Origin of the sequence: Actinoplanes sp. TFC3 (genome assembly GCF_001553785.1) — a bacterium.
Taxonomy (GTDB): domain Bacteria; phylum Actinomycetota; class Actinomycetes; order Mycobacteriales; family Micromonosporaceae; genus Actinoplanes.
The window spans coordinates 3,369,104-3,384,395 of record NZ_LOJP01000001.1 but is presented as its reverse complement, the minus strand read 5'-3'; the positions used below and the strand labels follow the sequence as shown (position 1 = coordinate 3,384,395).

Annotated in this window: 14 protein-coding genes; 2 read left to right on the top strand and 12 right to left on the bottom strand. The window is 69.6% G+C overall.

Annotated features, from left to right (window positions below; genetic code table 11):
- Positions 1-132 precede the first annotated feature (132 nt).
- Both TFC3_RS15190 and TFC3_RS15185 read right to left on the bottom strand, forming a co-directional pair.
- On the bottom strand, positions 133-684 hold the full coding sequence (locus tag TFC3_RS15190; RefSeq protein ID WP_067500213.1) for a hypothetical protein: 552 nt from the start codon (positions 682-684) through the stop codon (positions 133-135).
- A 350-nt stretch (positions 685-1,034) separates the two neighbouring features.
- Entirely contained in the window at positions 1,035-3,113 is a 2,079-nt protein-coding gene (locus TFC3_RS15185) for a GDSL-type esterase/lipase family protein (RefSeq protein ID WP_153040241.1), read from the bottom strand.
- Positions 3,114-3,205: 92 nt separating this feature from the next.
- Between TFC3_RS15185 and TFC3_RS15180 the strand changes: the two genes are divergently transcribed.
- Positions 3,206-5,065: a Xaa-Pro dipeptidyl-peptidase gene (locus TFC3_RS15180; RefSeq protein ID WP_067500209.1), complete on the top strand. Its 1,860-nt coding sequence runs from the start codon at positions 3,206-3,208 to the stop codon at positions 5,063-5,065.
- A gap of 100 nt (positions 5,066-5,165) precedes the next feature.
- On the opposite strand, the gene TFC3_RS15175 is transcribed toward TFC3_RS15180, so the two are convergent.
- From TFC3_RS15175 to mgrA, 7 genes are all read right to left on the bottom strand, one after another.
- Positions 5,166-7,154 carry a hypothetical protein gene (locus TFC3_RS15175; protein WP_067500206.1) on the bottom strand — a complete coding sequence of 663 codons (1,989 nt, stop codon included), beginning with the start codon at positions 7,152-7,154 and terminating at the stop codon, positions 5,166-5,168.
- Positions 7,151-7,276, bottom strand: coding sequence for a hypothetical protein (locus TFC3_RS40010; protein ID WP_255363764.1), 126 nt, complete (start codon positions 7,274-7,276; stop codon positions 7,151-7,153). The genes TFC3_RS15175 and TFC3_RS40010 overlap by 4 nt, the downstream gene beginning before the upstream one ends.
- A gap of 33 nt (positions 7,277-7,309) precedes the next feature.
- A complete protein-coding gene (locus tag TFC3_RS15170; protein ID WP_067500204.1) occupies positions 7,310-8,422 on the bottom strand; it encodes an ABC transporter ATP-binding protein in 1,113 nt (370 codons plus the stop codon).
- A 13-nt stretch (positions 8,423-8,435) separates the two neighbouring features.
- Positions 8,436-9,239, bottom strand: a complete 804-nt coding sequence (locus TFC3_RS15165) for a carbohydrate ABC transporter permease (protein ID WP_067500202.1) — start codon at positions 9,237-9,239, stop codon at positions 8,436-8,438.
- Positions 9,236-10,138: a carbohydrate ABC transporter permease gene (locus TFC3_RS15160; protein WP_082772072.1), complete on the bottom strand. Its 903-nt coding sequence runs from the start codon at positions 10,136-10,138 to the stop codon at positions 9,236-9,238. Before TFC3_RS15160 ends, TFC3_RS15165 begins: the two co-directional genes overlap by 4 nt.
- On the bottom strand, positions 10,139-11,497 hold the full coding sequence (locus TFC3_RS15155; protein ID WP_067500200.1) for an ABC transporter substrate-binding protein: 1,359 nt from the start codon (positions 11,495-11,497) through the stop codon (positions 10,139-10,141). It lies immediately after the preceding gene.
- 193 nt (positions 11,498-11,690) lie between these two features.
- The gene (mgrA, locus tag TFC3_RS15150) at positions 11,691-12,737 is read right to left on the bottom strand and encodes an L-glyceraldehyde 3-phosphate reductase (protein ID WP_067500198.1); all 1,047 of its coding nucleotides are present in this window, start codon (positions 12,735-12,737) and stop codon (positions 11,691-11,693) included.
- Positions 12,738-12,842: 105 nt separating this feature from the next.
- Here mgrA and TFC3_RS15145 point away from each other — a divergent pair, with 105 nt between their 5' ends.
- A complete protein-coding gene (locus tag TFC3_RS15145) occupies positions 12,843-13,724 on the top strand; it encodes a methyl-accepting chemotaxis protein (protein WP_067500196.1) in 882 nt (293 codons plus the stop codon).
- Here TFC3_RS15145 and TFC3_RS15140 read toward each other — a convergent pair.
- The 3 genes from TFC3_RS15140 to TFC3_RS15130 form a co-directional block, all read right to left on the bottom strand.
- Positions 13,721-14,134 carry a phage holin family protein gene (locus tag TFC3_RS15140; protein WP_153040240.1) on the bottom strand — a complete coding sequence of 138 codons (414 nt, stop codon included), beginning with the start codon at positions 14,132-14,134 and terminating at the stop codon, positions 13,721-13,723. The genes TFC3_RS15145 and TFC3_RS15140 overlap by 4 nt on opposite strands.
- Positions 14,135-14,267: 133 nt before the next feature.
- Positions 14,268-14,822 (bottom strand): hemerythrin domain-containing protein, encoded by a 555-nt coding sequence (locus tag TFC3_RS15135; protein WP_067506723.1) that lies wholly within the window; start codon positions 14,820-14,822, stop codon positions 14,268-14,270.
- A 231-nt stretch (positions 14,823-15,053) separates the two neighbouring features.
- Positions 15,054-15,254, bottom strand: coding sequence for a hypothetical protein (locus TFC3_RS15130; RefSeq protein ID WP_067500192.1), 201 nt, complete (start codon positions 15,252-15,254; stop codon positions 15,054-15,056).
- Between the last annotated feature and the right edge of the window lie 38 nt (positions 15,255-15,292).

Sequence of the window (15,292 nt, the reverse complement as noted above, 5' to 3'; positions counted from 1 at the left end):
ACGAAGCGGCGGGCGGTAAGCGGCGGGTATCCGCCGGGAGCAGGTGAGAAGCGCGGCCGGCCCGGGATTCCCGGGCCGGCCGGCTCGTTCCCTCAGGGGGGGTGCGCTCCACCGCGACGGCTGGCGACTGGCTCACGCGGCCTGAGGGAACTGATAGATCCAGAACTGCTGCGCGTCCATCATCTCGGCTTCGCAGTTGCCGGAGAAGCGGTGCAGCATCAGCCGGATCACCCGGCTCATCTTGCGCGTCTCGTCGTTGTGCCCGCAGAAGTCGAGCCCGATGATCCCGTTCTGTGCCGCGGCGAACAGGTACATGGCCTCGACCAGGTCGGCGAACGACGCGTTGGCCCGGCCCGACGGCAGAACCGCGACGAACCCGCAGTACCAGATCTTGTGCTGGGCGTAGAGGTCGGGCCAGCGCCGCTCGAAGTACTGCGGCGAGATCAACGGCATCGCGTCCAGGTCGTTGGTGTACGTCGACAGCCCGACCAGGGTGCCCTCGTCATCGAGGCTGAGGTATTTCTGCACCCGGGCGTCGCGCATCACCTCTTCGAACTCATGCTGGAACATGAGGTGCCGCTGGACGGCGAGGGCATTGAGGCCGCGGAACGATTCCTCGTACATCTTCCATGCGGTTTCGATGAGCTCGTCGTCGTTGATCTGCTCGACAACCTTGATAACCATGCGATGCTCCCCGATGGGCTGATGGACGAGGCCACCACGGCATTGAAGACGCTCAACGGCCCGGCGCTCGACAGGCTTGAGAACTCAAGCCAATCGATGGGCTCTGGTCTTCAGAGTACGGAGAGTGATTCGTGGATTACAAGCAGTGATTTATGCCAAGGTCAACGTGTCCTTTTATGACCCTTGCGGCGATCACCGGCTCGGCTAATCCGCTGTTCACGGCGGCGAGCGCCCGGGCTGGCGATCGTGTCTCGAAAGGACGGTCACACAACCCCGGCGGCCAGGTCAAGCGTCCACGACTCGAAGTCCAGAACTTGTGACCGTTTTCGATCAGGTGAATCGATCTCCAGTCAGCGTCCGGGACGGCCCGGCGGACGTTTTGGATCTTCACGCGGGGCGGTCTCGGCGGCCTCCTCTGCGTCGTCGCGGTCCGTGCCGGCACCGCCGGCGGAGGCGCGTTCGGCGGGGGCGCGTTCGGTGGGGGCGCGTTTGGCGTAGTGATGGCGGCGGTCGCCGAAGAAGGCCACGGCGGTGAGCCAAATGCCGCCCAGGGCCAGGAATCCCAGCCACCCCGACAGCAGGATCATCCCGCGGATCTGGCCCTTGGCCCACTGCATGCCGCGCGGCCGGCACCCCGCCGGGCTGGTGTCGAGCACGTCGCAGGGCGGGTCGACCGGTTCGGCCGTCGCCTCGGTGACCGCCGCCTCCGCCGGGAAAGCTGTCAGCCGCGGTCGCAGCGCATCGAGATCCAGTGGCAGCCAGGTCTGGAACGCCTGCACCATCGCCGCGTGGCCGCGCTCGTTGGGGTGCAGGCTGCTGTGCGACCAGTTCTTCGGGTTGAACCGCTGTTCAGCGACCCCGCGCACGCTGCGGATGCCGATGAAGTTCAGCCCCGGGCGGCCCTGGTTGCGCGGGTCGCACAGCTGCAGGTGGGCATCGGCCAGCGCAGTCTGCATGCCGCTGAGATAGTAGAAGCCGAACTCGTTGGCGGTCTGCGCGATGATCCGGTTGAGCCCGTCGGTCACGAAGCGGTGCAGGAACAGCCGCTCGCGCCGGGTCAGCGAGACATCGGCACACCGGCCATCAAGATCAATGGGATCCGGGTAGGGAACCACGACCACCGGTGTGTGCGGAAAAAGACTGTCGAGTTGCCGATAGGTGTCCCGCAGATTCGCCTGAACCTGGGGGAGCGCGTCGGTCCACAGCTGCGATTCGTCGTCACAGTTCCCGGGGGCCAGGCACATCAGGCCGATCGTGGAGAACCCCGCGTCGTTGCCGCCCACTCCGGCCACCACGAGACTCGGCCGGTAGCCGGTGCCGTAGTCCTTGAGGTAGCGGTCGAGTTGGGTGCTGCCCTCACCCGTCTGTGGTGCGGGGGACGGGGACCGGGGACGTACCGGAAGCGTCGTTGTCTGAACGTTTTCGGTCTTCGCTCCCGAGCAGGCGAGGAATTCGGCGCGGCCGAACGGGCGTTGCTGACCGGCTATCGCCGCCCAGGCCGTGGGGGAGCGCCGGCACTGGTTGCCGCCACCCTCGTCGGTGCCGCGATAGTAGGTCGACGCGCCCTCGCCGGACATGTACGAGTCGCCGAGCGCTACCAGCAGCCGCCGCCCGTCGCGCTGCGGTTGCAACTGCTCGGGCTGGTCGGCGGGCAGCGGGGTGACACCGAGCAGGGCGATCACGCTCATGGCGAACGCGATGTCGGCCTGGGTCATCGACGTCATCGCGATCACCAGCAGTGACAGGACGATGACGGCGCCGAGCAGCCAGGGCGATCGGGTCCACCACCACAGCGCACTCACCGAGCCCAGGTGGACCACCGCGCCCGCGAGGCCCACCCGCAGCCGGTGCGGCGATGGTCCCGCGCACAGCCGGCGTACCGCAAACTCCGAGAAAATCGCCAGGCCGACGGGCACCAGAACAAGACCGGCGAGGCCGAGCAGGCCCAGTTCCACGATGACGCGTACGGTCCCCGCCCCGCCGCCCAGAAAGTTACCACCCAAGAGCAGGACGCCGGCCACGCCCAGGACCGCACCGCCGCCGAGCAGGCCCAAACCGAGCACCAGCCGGCGTTCCTCGGCCATCGGTCCCTGGCGCACCCACGTGATCGCCGACCCGCTGAGGAAGTAGAGCAGCAGAATGCCGAAGATCGCGGTCCCGGCGCTGTGCCACACCAGGTAAGAGGCCACCAGAACGACCGCCACGGCCAGCATGAAGGTGCCGGTGCGCCGCGAGATCAGCCACTGCTCGTCGTCCAGGCTGTCAAGATACTGACCGCGGATCCACAGTGTCGCCGCGATCACGAACAGCGTGAACACCGCCTGGATCGTCAGCGACGAGGACCCCGAGCGGGCCACCAGCAGAAGCCCGATCAGAGCCAGGGCGAACACGACGGTACGCCGCCCGCCCCACTGATCTCTTACGGTCACCGCCAGCCCCTCCCCGGTTCTCCACCATCCGGGCGCCGCAATCGACATTGGACGATAGGGTAGGGCATCGAACTCGACGGGGAGGCGCCACCGTGAAGCGACCACTCTCGATACTTGCGGCCATCGTGCTCGCCGTGACGTCCGGCGCGTTTTCCTCCGGATCCCCGGTGTCGGCTGCCACACCGGCGGCGGCGCAGTCGGCGGGCACGCAGCCGATCTATGACTACGCGCAGGCGATCCGTGAACAGGTGTGGGTGCAGACCCCCGTCGACAGCGACGCCGACGGCAGCCCCGATCGCGTCGCCGTGCGCATCATCCGCCCCCGCGAAAGCGACTCCGGCGTCAAGGTGCCGGTCATCTTCCAGCCCAGCCCCTACTACGCCGGGCTCAACGACGTACCGAATCACGACGACATCGACCGGGACGGCGCCGACGCCCGGCGCAGCGCGTCTTCCGGCAGCAACCGCGCGGCCGAATCGATCATCTTCTCCGGCTACCTGGACAACTATTTCGTGCCGCGCGGCTACGCCGTGGTGTTCGCCGACAGCCTCGGCACCGGCGGCTCCACCGGCTGCCCGACCTCCGGCGGCCGCAACGAGACGCTGGGCATGAAGGCCGTCGTCGACTGGCTCAACGGCCGCGCCCAGGCCGTGGACACCGCCGGAGCCCCCGCGCAGGCGAGCTGGTCCACCGGCCGCACCGGGATGATCGGCGTGTCCTACAACGCCACCCTGCCCAACGCCGTGGCCACCACCGGCGTGCGCGGGCTGGAAACGATCGTGCCCATCGCCGGCATCAGCAACTGGTACGACTACTACCGCGCGAACGGCGGCGTCGTGGCGCCGGGCGGTTTCCAGGGCGAGGATCTCGACGTGCTCGCCAAGGCCGTGCTCACCCGGGCGAACCCCGAGGTCTGCGCGAAGGTCATGGCCGGCATCGAGGCTCAGCAGGACCGGGTCACCGGCGACTACAGCCGCTTCTGGGACGAACGCAACTACGTCAAGGACGCCGGCAAGGTCCGGGCGAGTGTCCTGCTGGTGCACGGACTGCACGACGACAACGTCCGCACACAGCAGGCCGGCCAATGGTGGGACGCGCTCGCCCGCAACCACGTCCCCCGCAAGATCTGGCTGCACCAGGCCGCCCACACCGACCCGTTCAACGTGCGCCGCGACGTCTGGCTCGACACCCTGCACCGCTGGTTCGACCAATGGCTGTACAAGATGGACACCGGCATCATGCGCGACCCCATCGCCGACGTCGAAGTCGCGCCCACCGTCTGGCGCACCTCGCGCACCTGGCCGGTCCCCGGCACCCGGCCCACCACGTTCTCGCTGACGGCCTCCGGCGCCCTCAAGCCCGGCTTGGCGCTGCCCGGACCCCGCCGGACCTTCACCGACAACCCGGCGCGCACCGCCGAGGAGCTGGCCGCCGACGCAACCACCGCCGCCCCCAACCGCCTCGCCTACCTGTCGCAGCCGCTGACCCGCGAAACCCGGCTGTCCGGCACCCCGAAAATCACCGTGCGCGCCGACCTGACGGGCAAGTCGCCGTACCTGACCGCGCTGCTCGTTGACTACGGCCCCGCCGGGCGCTACGCCGGTCTGCGTTCCCTGCCGACCCAGGACTGTATCGGCCCCGGCATTCCCGAGGACCCCGGCTGCTTCGCCCAGCGCCAGTACGTCACCGTCACCACCCCGTCCGAGATCGTCACGCGCGGCTGGCTCGACGTCCGCAACCGCGTGTCCCGCTCGGTCACCACGCCCGTCAGGCCCGGCAAGCCGTACACGTTCACCTGGAACCTGCAGACCGAGGACCACGTGTTCGCCGCCGGCCACCGCATCGGCGTGGTCATCATCAGCACCGAACGCGACCACACCCTCAGATATCCCGCCGGCACCGAGGTGGGCGTCCGCTCCGGCATCTCCCGGGTGGTGCTGCCCCTGTCCTGACGCCTGTTTCTGCCACAACGGGAGCCATCGTGAGGGGGCCCGCGCGTTCGGGCATCACCGGCCCGACCGCCGGGTCCGAAGCCGCAAAAGCAGCGGGCCTCTAGGCAGCCACGTGGGTCCGGGCAGGTTCGGCGGCGGGCGGGGGAGCTGCGCCGTCGAGGCGAGCCGCGGCCACGGCTGCCAGGGGCAGCATCAGGGTGGCCGCGCCGGGAATGAACGACAGGCCGTCAAAGGAATATCCGCTGCCGTCGATGGCGAAGGTCAAGTCCGGTACGAAGGTGAGCAGCAGAGCGCCCGCGGCCGTGACGAGAATCGATGCCGGCACAGCGGCGATGGTCAGGGCGGTCCACACGGCGGCGGTGCGGCGGGAATGGCGTGGACGGTGTCTGCGCAGCAGGGCGAGGCAAACGACTGCTGTGGGGGCTCCGGCGAACGCGGCAATCTCGGCGGGTCCGCCGGTGTCCTCGGACAGCGGTGCCGGCATCAGGGCGGCGCTGACGGTCAGCGCGACCGGCGCCGCGATCAGCAGCACCGCTGCCCAGCCGGGAACCCGGTGACGGCCGAGTGCCAGCGCCGGGACGATCGCAAGCAGCAGGCCGGTTACCGCAAGGCCGGTCGTGGTGAGGATCAGGCCGGGCGGCAGGAACGGATGGTTGACGCCCGGGGTGCCCTGCAGCGTGATCATCGGCAGGACGCTGCCGGCGACCAGGACGCCGACGGTGGCGCGGCGCAGGGCCGTGCCGGGCAGCCGGTCGTGCAGGGAACGGCCCGCGATGATCCAGCCGATGACCACCGGGGCTGCGCCGGCCATCAGCGCGAGCCGCATCCCGCCTGCCCCGGCAACATCAAGACGGTGCAGCACCGCATTGGCCAGCGTCAGCCCGGCGCCGACGACCAAGGTGCCGGCCACCCCGAACCGGCGGTCCGCGGTGGCGATCAGCATGCCGAGCGTTGCCAGCAGGATCGTGGCTGCCCGCAGCTCAGCGGTCCACATGTACAGCTCGCCATCGCCGCCGGGCATGGGCGCCGACGCCGACACGTTCGACATGGCGGGGGTCAGGATTGCCAAGGTGTAAGCCCAGGCAATGACGGCAACGGTGAGCGCGGTTGCGCCGGAGACGACCACTGCGGCAGGCAGCGGGCGGGGAGCGCGGGAGGTCCGCGCCGTCAGTGGTGCCCGCTGTGCGGCGGGGCCCAGCGCCGCTAAGCCGTACGCCACGGTGAACGCCCCGAAACAGGCGAGGGTGAGCGCCCATGGACCCTGGTAGTAGAAGGCGCGGCTGCTCAGGCCGTCGACGATCACGTCGAACTCGGCGGGCGGCCCGGCCAGGGTGAGCGAGGCCAGCAGGGTGCCGCCCCGGTCGTGGGCGCTGAGGGCGAACGCGCCGGCGGACGTCACCGCGCCGAGCGCCCCGGCCAGCGGTAAGCCGAGCAGGACGAGGGACGCAGCCCGGCGGCGCGCTGCGGCGCGCACAGCGGCGACGCCGATGACGGCGGTGCCGGCCGCCCACACCGCCAGTCCGGCCAGGACACCGAGCAGGTATGGCAGGTCGTCGCCGGTGAGCAGAGCGGCGACAAGCACCATCGGCGCGAAGGCAACCGGCGCGAGCGCGGCGGGACCGGCGTCACCGAACCGGCCTTCGCGTGACAGAGCCAGGCGCCGGCCCAGCCATCGGCCCGCCGTGACGCACCAGGCGAGGGTGATGACAGCCGAGATCGCGGCGCCCGGCCAGCCGCCGCCGGGCCAGCCGGGTGTCACGCCGGTCAGGTCGAGCAGCCGAGCGGCGAGACCGTCGGCGAACGCGGACACTGACAGCGTGATGACCGCGGCGACCAGCAAGGCAACGGCGGGCGCACCGGGCGCCAGGGACTCGCCCCAGCCGCGCGGTGCGCCGGTCACGTCCCGCACCGGGGGCGCGGTGAGCAGGCTGACGGCAAAGCCCAGGCGGTCCTTGCGGGAGCCGCCGTCGGCCTCGAGGGCAGCCAGCTCGGCCAGCCACTCCGCGTGCATCTCGTCGCGCAGCGCGGCCGGCCAGCGGCGGGCTGCGCGCGTCAGGCACCAGCGGGTGAAGTGGTCGAGGGCTGTCACGACGTCCTCGCTTTCCGGGCACCGCCGGTGGTGAGCCGGTAGTAGCGGTCGACCTGCGGATCGTCAAGGAAGACCGCCAGCACCCTGGAAACGGCCGCGGTCACCCGCACGGAACCTGCCATGCCGGGAACAATAGCGGACCCACGCTCGGTTCTCTACATAGGGTGTGAGGTGTCGGGGAAACCGCCCGCGGTCAGAGCAAGCGACGTCTCCGGGTCATAGAACCGCAGCGTCGCATCCGCGAACGTCAAGCGGATCCGATCGCCCGCTGCCGCTCGGAAACCCGGTCCGGCCTGCACTTTCAGCTCGCCGCCGGCCCACCGTACCGTCAGAAGCATGGCCGCCCCCGTTGGCTCCGCAACCTCCACCTCGGCCGCAACGCCCGCCGGCCCCGCATGTGGATCCCCCGGAGAAGCCACCGCGGTGATGTTCTCGGCCCGCACCCCCACCAGCGCCTTCTTGTCCTGCCAGCCGGGCACCCGAACCGCCAGCGCCTCATCGCCGACCACCAGCCGCGAGCCTTCGACCGTACCCAGAAAGAAGTTCATCGGCGGCGCCCCCAGGAACCCACCCACGAACTGCTCGGCAGGCCGGTCGTAGACCTCCATCGGCGCGCCGGCCTGCGCGATGCGGCCGTCGCGCATCACCGCGACCCGGTCGCCCAGCGACATCGCCTCCGCCTGGTCGTGCGTCACGTACAGCGTCGTCGTGCCCAGCCGGGCCACGATCTTCTTCAGCTCGGCCCGGAACTGCAGGCGCAGCAACGCGTCCAGGTTGGACAGCGGCTCGTCCATCAGCAGCACGTCGGCGTCGACCGCAATGGCCCGGGCCACCGCCACCCGCTGACGCTGACCACCGGACAACTGGGCGGGGTAGCGGTCGAGGTAATCACTCAGGTCCAGCAGGTCGGCGGCGCGCTGCATGCGCGAGGTCTGCTCGGCCTTGGCGACTTTGCGCATGCGCAGACCGAAGCCGATGTTGTCGCGGACCTTCAGGTGCGGGAAGATGGCGTACGACTGGAAGACCATCGACAGGCCACGCTCGCGAGCCGGCAGGGCTGTCACGTCGCGCCCGCCGATCCTCACCGAGCCGCTGTCCGGGGTCTCAAGGCCGGCCACCATGCGCAGCAGCGTCGTCTTGCCGCAGCCGCTTGGCCCGACCAGCACCAGGAACTCGCCGTCGGCCACTTCCAGGGAGATGTCGTCGGTGGCCCGGCGGCTGCCCGACGGGTAGGTCTTGACGAGACGGTCAACCACGACTGCGGCCATGGCCCTCCTCCGATCAGCGCAGGGTCGTGCCCCACATGTTGAGCAGATAACGACGAGCAACAGCAATGAACAGCAGCGCCGGTACGACCAGAGCCAAGCCGCCGGCGAACCGGAACGCCAACGGCGAGTCGGCCAGCGTGGCCAGCACCTGCGCGGGTAGCGTGCGCCGGTTGAGGGTCAGGATGCTGGCCCCCAGCACCTCGTTCCAGGACAGCACGAAGGTGAACATCGCCGACGCCGCGATCCCGGGCAGCGCCTGGGGGACCACGATCCTGGCGAAGGCCGACAGTGCGGACGCGCCGAAGATCATGGCAGCTTCCTCCTGTTCGCGCGAGACCCCCAGAAAGATCGCCGACGTGATCAGGATCGTGGTCGGCAGAGCCAGAGCCGTGTGCAGGAGCATGACGCCGTACGTGGTGTCGTACAGCCCGGTGTCCAGAAAGATCCGCGCAAGCGGCACGCTCAGCACGACGATCGGCAGCGCCCGGGTCAGCAGCAACGCCAGCTGGTAGGGGTCGCGCCCGCGGAAGGCGAAGCGGGCGATGGCGTAGCCGGCGGGCAGGCCGATCAGCAGGCTCAGCGCCACCGTGGCCAGCCCGATGGTCAGCGAGTTGAGCAACCCGCCGAGGATGCCGGTGGACTGCAGGAACGTCGACATGGTCTCGCCGTTGACCGAGGCCGGCAGCAGCGGGAGCGGGAACTGGTTGAGCGAGTCGCGGCTGGAGAGCGCGGCCAGCGTGATCAGGTACAGCGGTACGCCCATGAACAGCGTGACCACGATGCAGGCAAGCTGCACCCAGGTCCGGTTCCTGCTCATCGGACCTCCGGGTGCCGGCGCATCAGCCGCAGGTAGCCAACCGCCGCGATGAGGCTCAGCGCCAGCACGACCAGGGCGATGGCGGTCGCGACGTTCGGGTTCTGCAGCGTGTAGTACCACTGGTAGGTCTCGCCGACCAGCAGCGGGAAGTTGCGCCCGGTCAGCGCCTGGGCCACCGCGAAGGCCTCCAGCGCCAGGATGGTCCGCAGGATCAGCGCCACCTGCAGACTCGGCCGCAGCTGGGGCAGGATCACGTAGCGCACCCGCTGCCAGTACGTGGCCCCGAACACCTCGGCGGCCTCGTCGTAGTCGCGGGGCACCCCCTGCAGCCCGGCGATGACGATCACGAAGACCAGCGACGTGGCCCGCCACAGCTCGGCCACCACCACGGCCAGGAACATGGTGCCCGGGTGCTCGAACGACAGCCACGAGTACGTGCCGATGCCCAGCGAGTCGAGCACCGAGTTCAGGTAGCCGCGGTCGGTGAAGATGGACAGCCAGACCAGCCCGGCGGCGAGGTCGCTGATGGCCAGCGGCACCACCCAGATGTAGAAGTGGAACCCGGCGAGGCGGGGGCGTTCGCGCAGCAGCAGGGCCATCAGGATGGCCAGCGCGAACTGCAACGGGATGAGCACGACGATGAGCAGCGCGGTGTTGCGGGTCGCCTCCCAGAAGTACGGGTCGTCGACCATGCGGCTCACGTAAGCCGTGGTCGGGCCGTCCGGGCCGGTGAACGCCTGGGTGATGCCGGCGATCAGTGGCCACAGGAACAGCGCGGTCATGAAGATGATGGATGGAACGATCAGCAGCAGCGCCGCCGGTGGCCGCCGGCGCCGGTGGGGCGGCGTCGCGGCGGGCCGGACCGGCTGGTCGGTGGCGCTGCGCGCGGTCTGCACCATTCAGGCCGCCCGGCAGGTCGCGCCGGCCGGGTCGGGCTGCCAGCAGGGAATCTTGAGCTCGTCCATGATCTTGTTGAGCTCGGTGGCCTGGGCGTCGAGGACCTGCTGGACCGGCTTGGCGTCGAGGCAGATCTCCTTGAAGCAGTTCTTGAAGATCTGGCCCACCTCGCCGTCTCGGGCCCCCAGGCCCACCGGCGGCAGCGACAGAATCGCGTTCGACGCCTCGCGCTGGGCTCGTACCGCCCGCTCAGCCAGCGCCACCGCGCCGGGCAGGTCCGTGGGCACCTTGGCGTTGGTCACCGGGAAAAACGCGTTCTGACGCAGCACGTCGACCTGAACCTCGGACGTGGTCAGCTGCTTGATCACGTCCTTGGCCTTGGCCAGCTCGGGGGCGCCCTTGGGGATGCCGAGCCCGGCCAGCACCAGCATGTAGCCCAGCCCCTTGGGCCCGCTGGGTGCCGGCACCATCAGCCAGTCATCGGGCTTGCTCGCGGGCGCGCCGACCAGCCGTGCCACGTGGTCGAAGCCGACCAGCACCTCCCCGCGCTGCAAGGGCTCCTGCAGGTTGTCGTAGTTGGTGGAGGCCCGCGCGGTCTGCGCCCACAGTTGCTTCATGTACTCCCACGCCGTTGCCGCTTCGGGGCTGCGGAACGTGGTGATCTGCCCGCCGGTGAAGCTGGGCAGCAGGAAACCCTGGAAGAAGCGGTGGTACAAACCCTTGACGCCGGCCGGGATGCCGAAGATCGGCTTGTTCCCGTTGGCCTGGCGTCCCGCGGTCATCCAGGCGAGCAACTGGTCGTAGGTCAGCTTCTGCACGTCGGCGCCGCTGGGCAACCATTGCAGGGCCTTCTTGTTGACCGCGAGCACGTAGCTGGCCTGCATCCACGGGATGTACTTGGTGGTCGTGCCGCCGAGCTTGGCCAGATCGGTCAGCTCGGCGGCGAACCCGCGATCACCCAAGCCACCGAGGACGTCGTCCAGGTCGATCAGCCGTGACGTGTGCTGCGCCAGGTCGCCGTGCAGTGCGCCGACCATGCTGACCTGCACCTTGCCCGCGTCCACCTGGGTCTGCAGCGTGGAGGAGAAGATGCCGGTCTCGACCTGGTTGAACGCGACCTTCTCGCCGGTGACATGGTCCTTGAGGATCTTCTCGAAGTGTTGCTTCTCCTCGACCGGGCTGAACTGGTTGGACATCAGGGTCACGCCGCCGTCGCCGGCGTCCGCGCCGCTTGTCGAAACGCCGCCGCACGCGCTCAGCAGAGGAGTGGCGGCCACCCCGGCGCCCAGGGCGAGAAGGGAGCGCCGGCTCAGCCGTGCCGCCGCGCCCGGGTAGTCATCGGATCCGATTCGGTGCGTCATCGTCGACCCCCTGTCGTCAAGACCACAATCTATGCGACAGGTACGGAATTTGGGTGCCCGCGCCCGGAGCTTTCCCGTATCGCGATGGACTGTCCCCATTGATCGGTCAGCTCATCGGCCTCAGCGCCTCCCCACCGGAAACGCCCCGCAGGCCGAACCCGGCCCACGGGGCGTTGACCAACCAACCGTCCTGCTACAGCGTGCCCTTACGCGCATCGGCCCACAGATCCACCGACGTCGTCCCCGACGACAGAATCCCGTCGATCGCGGCCAGCTCCTCCTGCGACAACGCCACATTCTCCAGCGCCGCCACGTTCTGCTCCAACTGCTCCACGCTGCTGGCCCCGATCACCAGTGACGTCACCCGCGGATCACGCAACGCCCACACGAGCGCGAGCTGCGCCAGACTCTGGCCGCGCGCCGCAGCGATGTCGTTGAGGCCGTTGAGCCGGCCCACCAGGTCCTTGTCGAGCCATTCGGGGTCCAGCGACTTGCCCTGCGTGGCCCGCGAGCCCTCCGGGATGCCGCCCAGGTACTTGCCGGTCAGCAGGCCCTGCGCCAGCGCGGTGAAGCCGATGACCCCGGCGCCCACCTCCTGGGTCGTCTCCAGCAGGCCCTCGGTTTCGATCCAGCGGTTGAGCATCGAGTACGACGGCTGGTGGATCAGCAGCGGGGTGCCCAGCTCGCGCAGCAGGCCGGCCATGGTGCGGGTGTGCTCGGCGTCGTAGGAGGAAATGCCCACGTACAGCGCCTTGCCCGCCCGCACCGCCGCGTCCAGGGCGGTGGCGGTCTCGTCGAGCGGGGTGCCGGGGTCGAAGCGGTGGGAGTAGAAGATGTCGACGTAGTCCAGGCCGAGCCGGGCAAGCGACTGGTCGAGGCTGGCCAGCACGTACTTGCGGCTGCCGCCACCCTGGCCGTAGGGGCCGGGCCACATGTCCCAGCCGGCCTTCGTGGAGATGATCAGCTCGTCGCGGTAGGGCTTGAGGTCCTCGGCGAGCAGGCGGCCGAAGTTGACTTCGGCGGCGCCGTAGGGCGGGCCGTAGTTGTTGGCCAGGTCGAAGTGGGTGATGCCGAGGTCGAAGGCGCGCCGGGTGATGGCCCGCTGGGTCTCGAACGGCTTGTCGTCGCCGAAGTTGTGCCAGTAGCCCAGCGACAGCAGAGGAAGCTGCAGACCCGAGCGCCCGGTCCGCCGGTACTGCATCGTGCTGGTGTAACGATCCGATGCCGCGACATAACTCATGGGCTCTATGATCGCCCATGGGCCGGGTTCGCGAAAATCCTGCAGAAGCCACGCTGAGCTGCCGATTCACCGGGCAGACCGGAAACTGTGGCGGAGGAGACACCCGTGGTGTTTGGCAGGAAGACTCAGAACGAGCAGGTCACCGCCGCCGCGGACGACGCTCCGCTGCGCGCGGAGATCGAGTCGCTGCGCCGCGAGCTGGAGGAGGCCCGCGCCGCGCACACCGCCGAGTCCGAGCGCCGCGAGCTGCTCGTCCAGGCCGCCGCGGGTGAGCTGTGGGAGACCGACGGGTCGGCGCACCCGGCATGGGTGGCCGATCTTCACCCCGATGACGCATCGCGTACGACCGAAGCCCTGCGCGCGTTGCTGACCAGCCGGGTCCCCTTCGACGTGGAGTTCCGGCTGCGCCCGGCCGGCGGCGACTACCGCTGGTTCCGGGCCGCCGCGGTCACCCACCGTGACTCCGCCGGGCGTACCGTCCGCGTGGCCGGTACGCTGCGTGACGTCGACAACGAGAAGCAGCTCCTCGAGCGCAACGAGCAACAGCTGCGCCAGGTCACTGAGGCCACCAGCCAGCTCGCCGGCGTGAGCACCGACCTGAGCAGCTCGGTCGACGCGGCAGTGGCCCGGGCGACGACCGCCGCGCAGACGATCGCCGCCCTCGACGCCAGCAGCGCCAAAATCGGCGAGGTGGTCAAGCTGATCACCGGCATCGCGTCGCAAACCAACCTGCTGGCCCTCAACGCCACCATCGAGGCCGCCCGCGCCGGTGAGTCGGGCCGCGGCTTCGCGGTCGTGGCGCACGAGGTCAAGGAACTGGCCACGGAGACGGGCCGGGCCACCGAGAGCATCTCGGAGCAGGTCGACGGCATCCGCGCGCAGACCAGCGACGCGGTGCGCAGCATCCAGGAGATCGAGGCAGCGATGCAGACGCTCACCTCGACCCAGCGCGCCATCGACTCGCTGGTCTCCGGAGCGGCCGCCTAGTCGCGGCTGTGGTAACCGCTCTTGGCGGCGGCCTGCACGGTGCTGACATCACGCTTGGTGCTGTCGACGGCCGCAGTGGGCGCCGGCGGCACGGCCTGTGTGACCTGCTTCTTGCCGAGCAGCGCGGCGACGCCGGCGATGGCGAACACAACCACGGCCACCACCAGGGCGGCCAGCCACGCCGGCCACACCAGGGCGAGCAGCGCGCCGATGGTCACCAGCAGCGCGCTCACGCCGTACAGGGCCAGCACACCTGCACCACCCAGAAGGCCGGCGCCGGTGCCGGCCTTCTTGCCTTTCTCCACCATTTCCGTGCGCGCCAGCTCCAGCTCCTCGCGCACGAGCGTGGACATCTGCTCGCTCATCCGGCTGACGAGGTCGCCGGTCGACGCCTGCTCGTCAAGCTTCATCTGTGTTTCCGACATCCTTCTGAGCTACCCACCCTGACCAGCGATAATCATGGGCCACCCGGACGGGGCCGGGCCGGCACGACCAGCAGGGCGGCCAGCGCGGGCGCGCAGCACCGCCGGGGATCTGGTTGGGCTATTTGGTGGCGCGCCCCGTCAGCTTGTCGCGGAGGCGATCCACCAGGCCGACGCCGGCGCCGACGGTCTTGTGGAACAGCTCGTTGTTCGGCGCGCCCGGGTGGGGCCGGGTCGGCGCGAGCTTCTTGGCCGTCTCCACCTTGGCGGCCAGCCCCACGAGTTCCTCACCCGGGATCCGCCGGCGCAGCTCCGGGAACTGCTCGGATTCCTCGTCCTGAATGTGGTCGGCCAGGATCTCATCGAGTTCTTGCAACGCGGAGGCGAACTCGGCGCTCGACACCTCGGCGCCTTCGAGCTTCTTCATCGTCACCTCGAGTTCCTTGTGCTCCCCGGTGTCGTGCTCCACGGCTTTCTCGCCGTCCGGCAGGTACTTCTTCATCGCCGGGTACACGTACATTTCCTCGGCAACGGCGTGGCGCACCAGCTCACTGATCATGGTGTCGGTCAGGTCACGCTTGATCATGGGATCGTTGACCGAGCGGATCTCCCCGATCAGGGCGGTGAAGTCGCGGTGGTCGCTGGTCAGCACGTCAACGACGTCTTTGTCGGTCATGGCGACGGTGTACCCGCCCACCGCCCCGGTACACCCGTCGATCCCGCTTGCGGGCCGTGCCGGCAACAGCTAGGCCCGTGGGCATTTGGAGTTGTGGCCAGGTCGGCTGCGGCGCGGGCGGCCCGGTCGAGTTTTCGGCGGGCGATGCCGGCAAACCCGCGAAAGGCCGGGCTTGCGGCCCAATGCTTGTATGCCGCGTCGAAAGCTGCGGTGCCGGCCAGCCCGGCCAGTTCAGCGGTAGCGGTGGTGACTCCCCGAGCCTGCGCACGCCCCCATCTCGAACTCCACCGCCCGAGGCCGGCCGCCGTCGAGCAGCCCCAGCTCGGGCAACAACACCGTCGGCCACTGCTGGATCCGCATCCCGCTCAGCAGCGCCCGCTCGCACGCCGCCCGGTTGCGATGCGGCCGCCAGCCCCGGAACCCCTCGTCCAACCCCTGCGCCGCCAGCCCGCTGGGCCTTCGGAGCGTTG

Bases quoted from the DNA above. Each gene is read 5' to 3' on its own strand.
- TFC3_RS15190 (WP_067500213.1), bottom strand. From the start codon at position 684: ATGGTTATCAAGGTTGTCGAGCAGATCAACGACGACGAGCTCATCGAA.
- TFC3_RS40010 (WP_255363764.1), bottom strand. From the start codon at position 7,276: ATGGCAGGTTCCGTGCGGGTGACCGCGGCCGTTTCCAGGGTGCTGGCG.
- TFC3_RS15170 (WP_067500204.1), bottom strand. From the start codon at position 8,422: ATGGCCGCAGTCGTGGTTGACCGTCTCGTCAAGACCTACCCGTCGGGC.
- TFC3_RS15165 (WP_067500202.1), bottom strand. From the start codon at position 9,239: ATGAGCAGGAACCGGACCTGGGTGCAGCTTGCCTGCATCGTGGTCACG.
- TFC3_RS15160 (WP_082772072.1), bottom strand. From the start codon at position 10,138: ATGGTGCAGACCGCGCGCAGCGCCACCGACCAGCCGGTCCGGCCCGCC.
- TFC3_RS15155 (WP_067500200.1), bottom strand. From the start codon at position 11,497: ATGACGCACCGAATCGGATCCGATGACTACCCGGGCGCGGCGGCACGG.
- mgrA (WP_067500198.1), bottom strand. From the start codon at position 12,737: ATGAGTTATGTCGCGGCATCGGATCGTTACACCAGCACGATGCAGTAC.
- TFC3_RS15140 (WP_153040240.1), bottom strand. From the start codon at position 14,134: ATGAAGCTTGACGAGCAGGCGTCGACCGGCGACCTCGTCAGCCGGATG.
- TFC3_RS15135 (WP_067506723.1), bottom strand. From the start codon at position 14,822: ATGACCGACAAAGACGTCGTTGACGTGCTGACCAGCGACCACCGCGAC.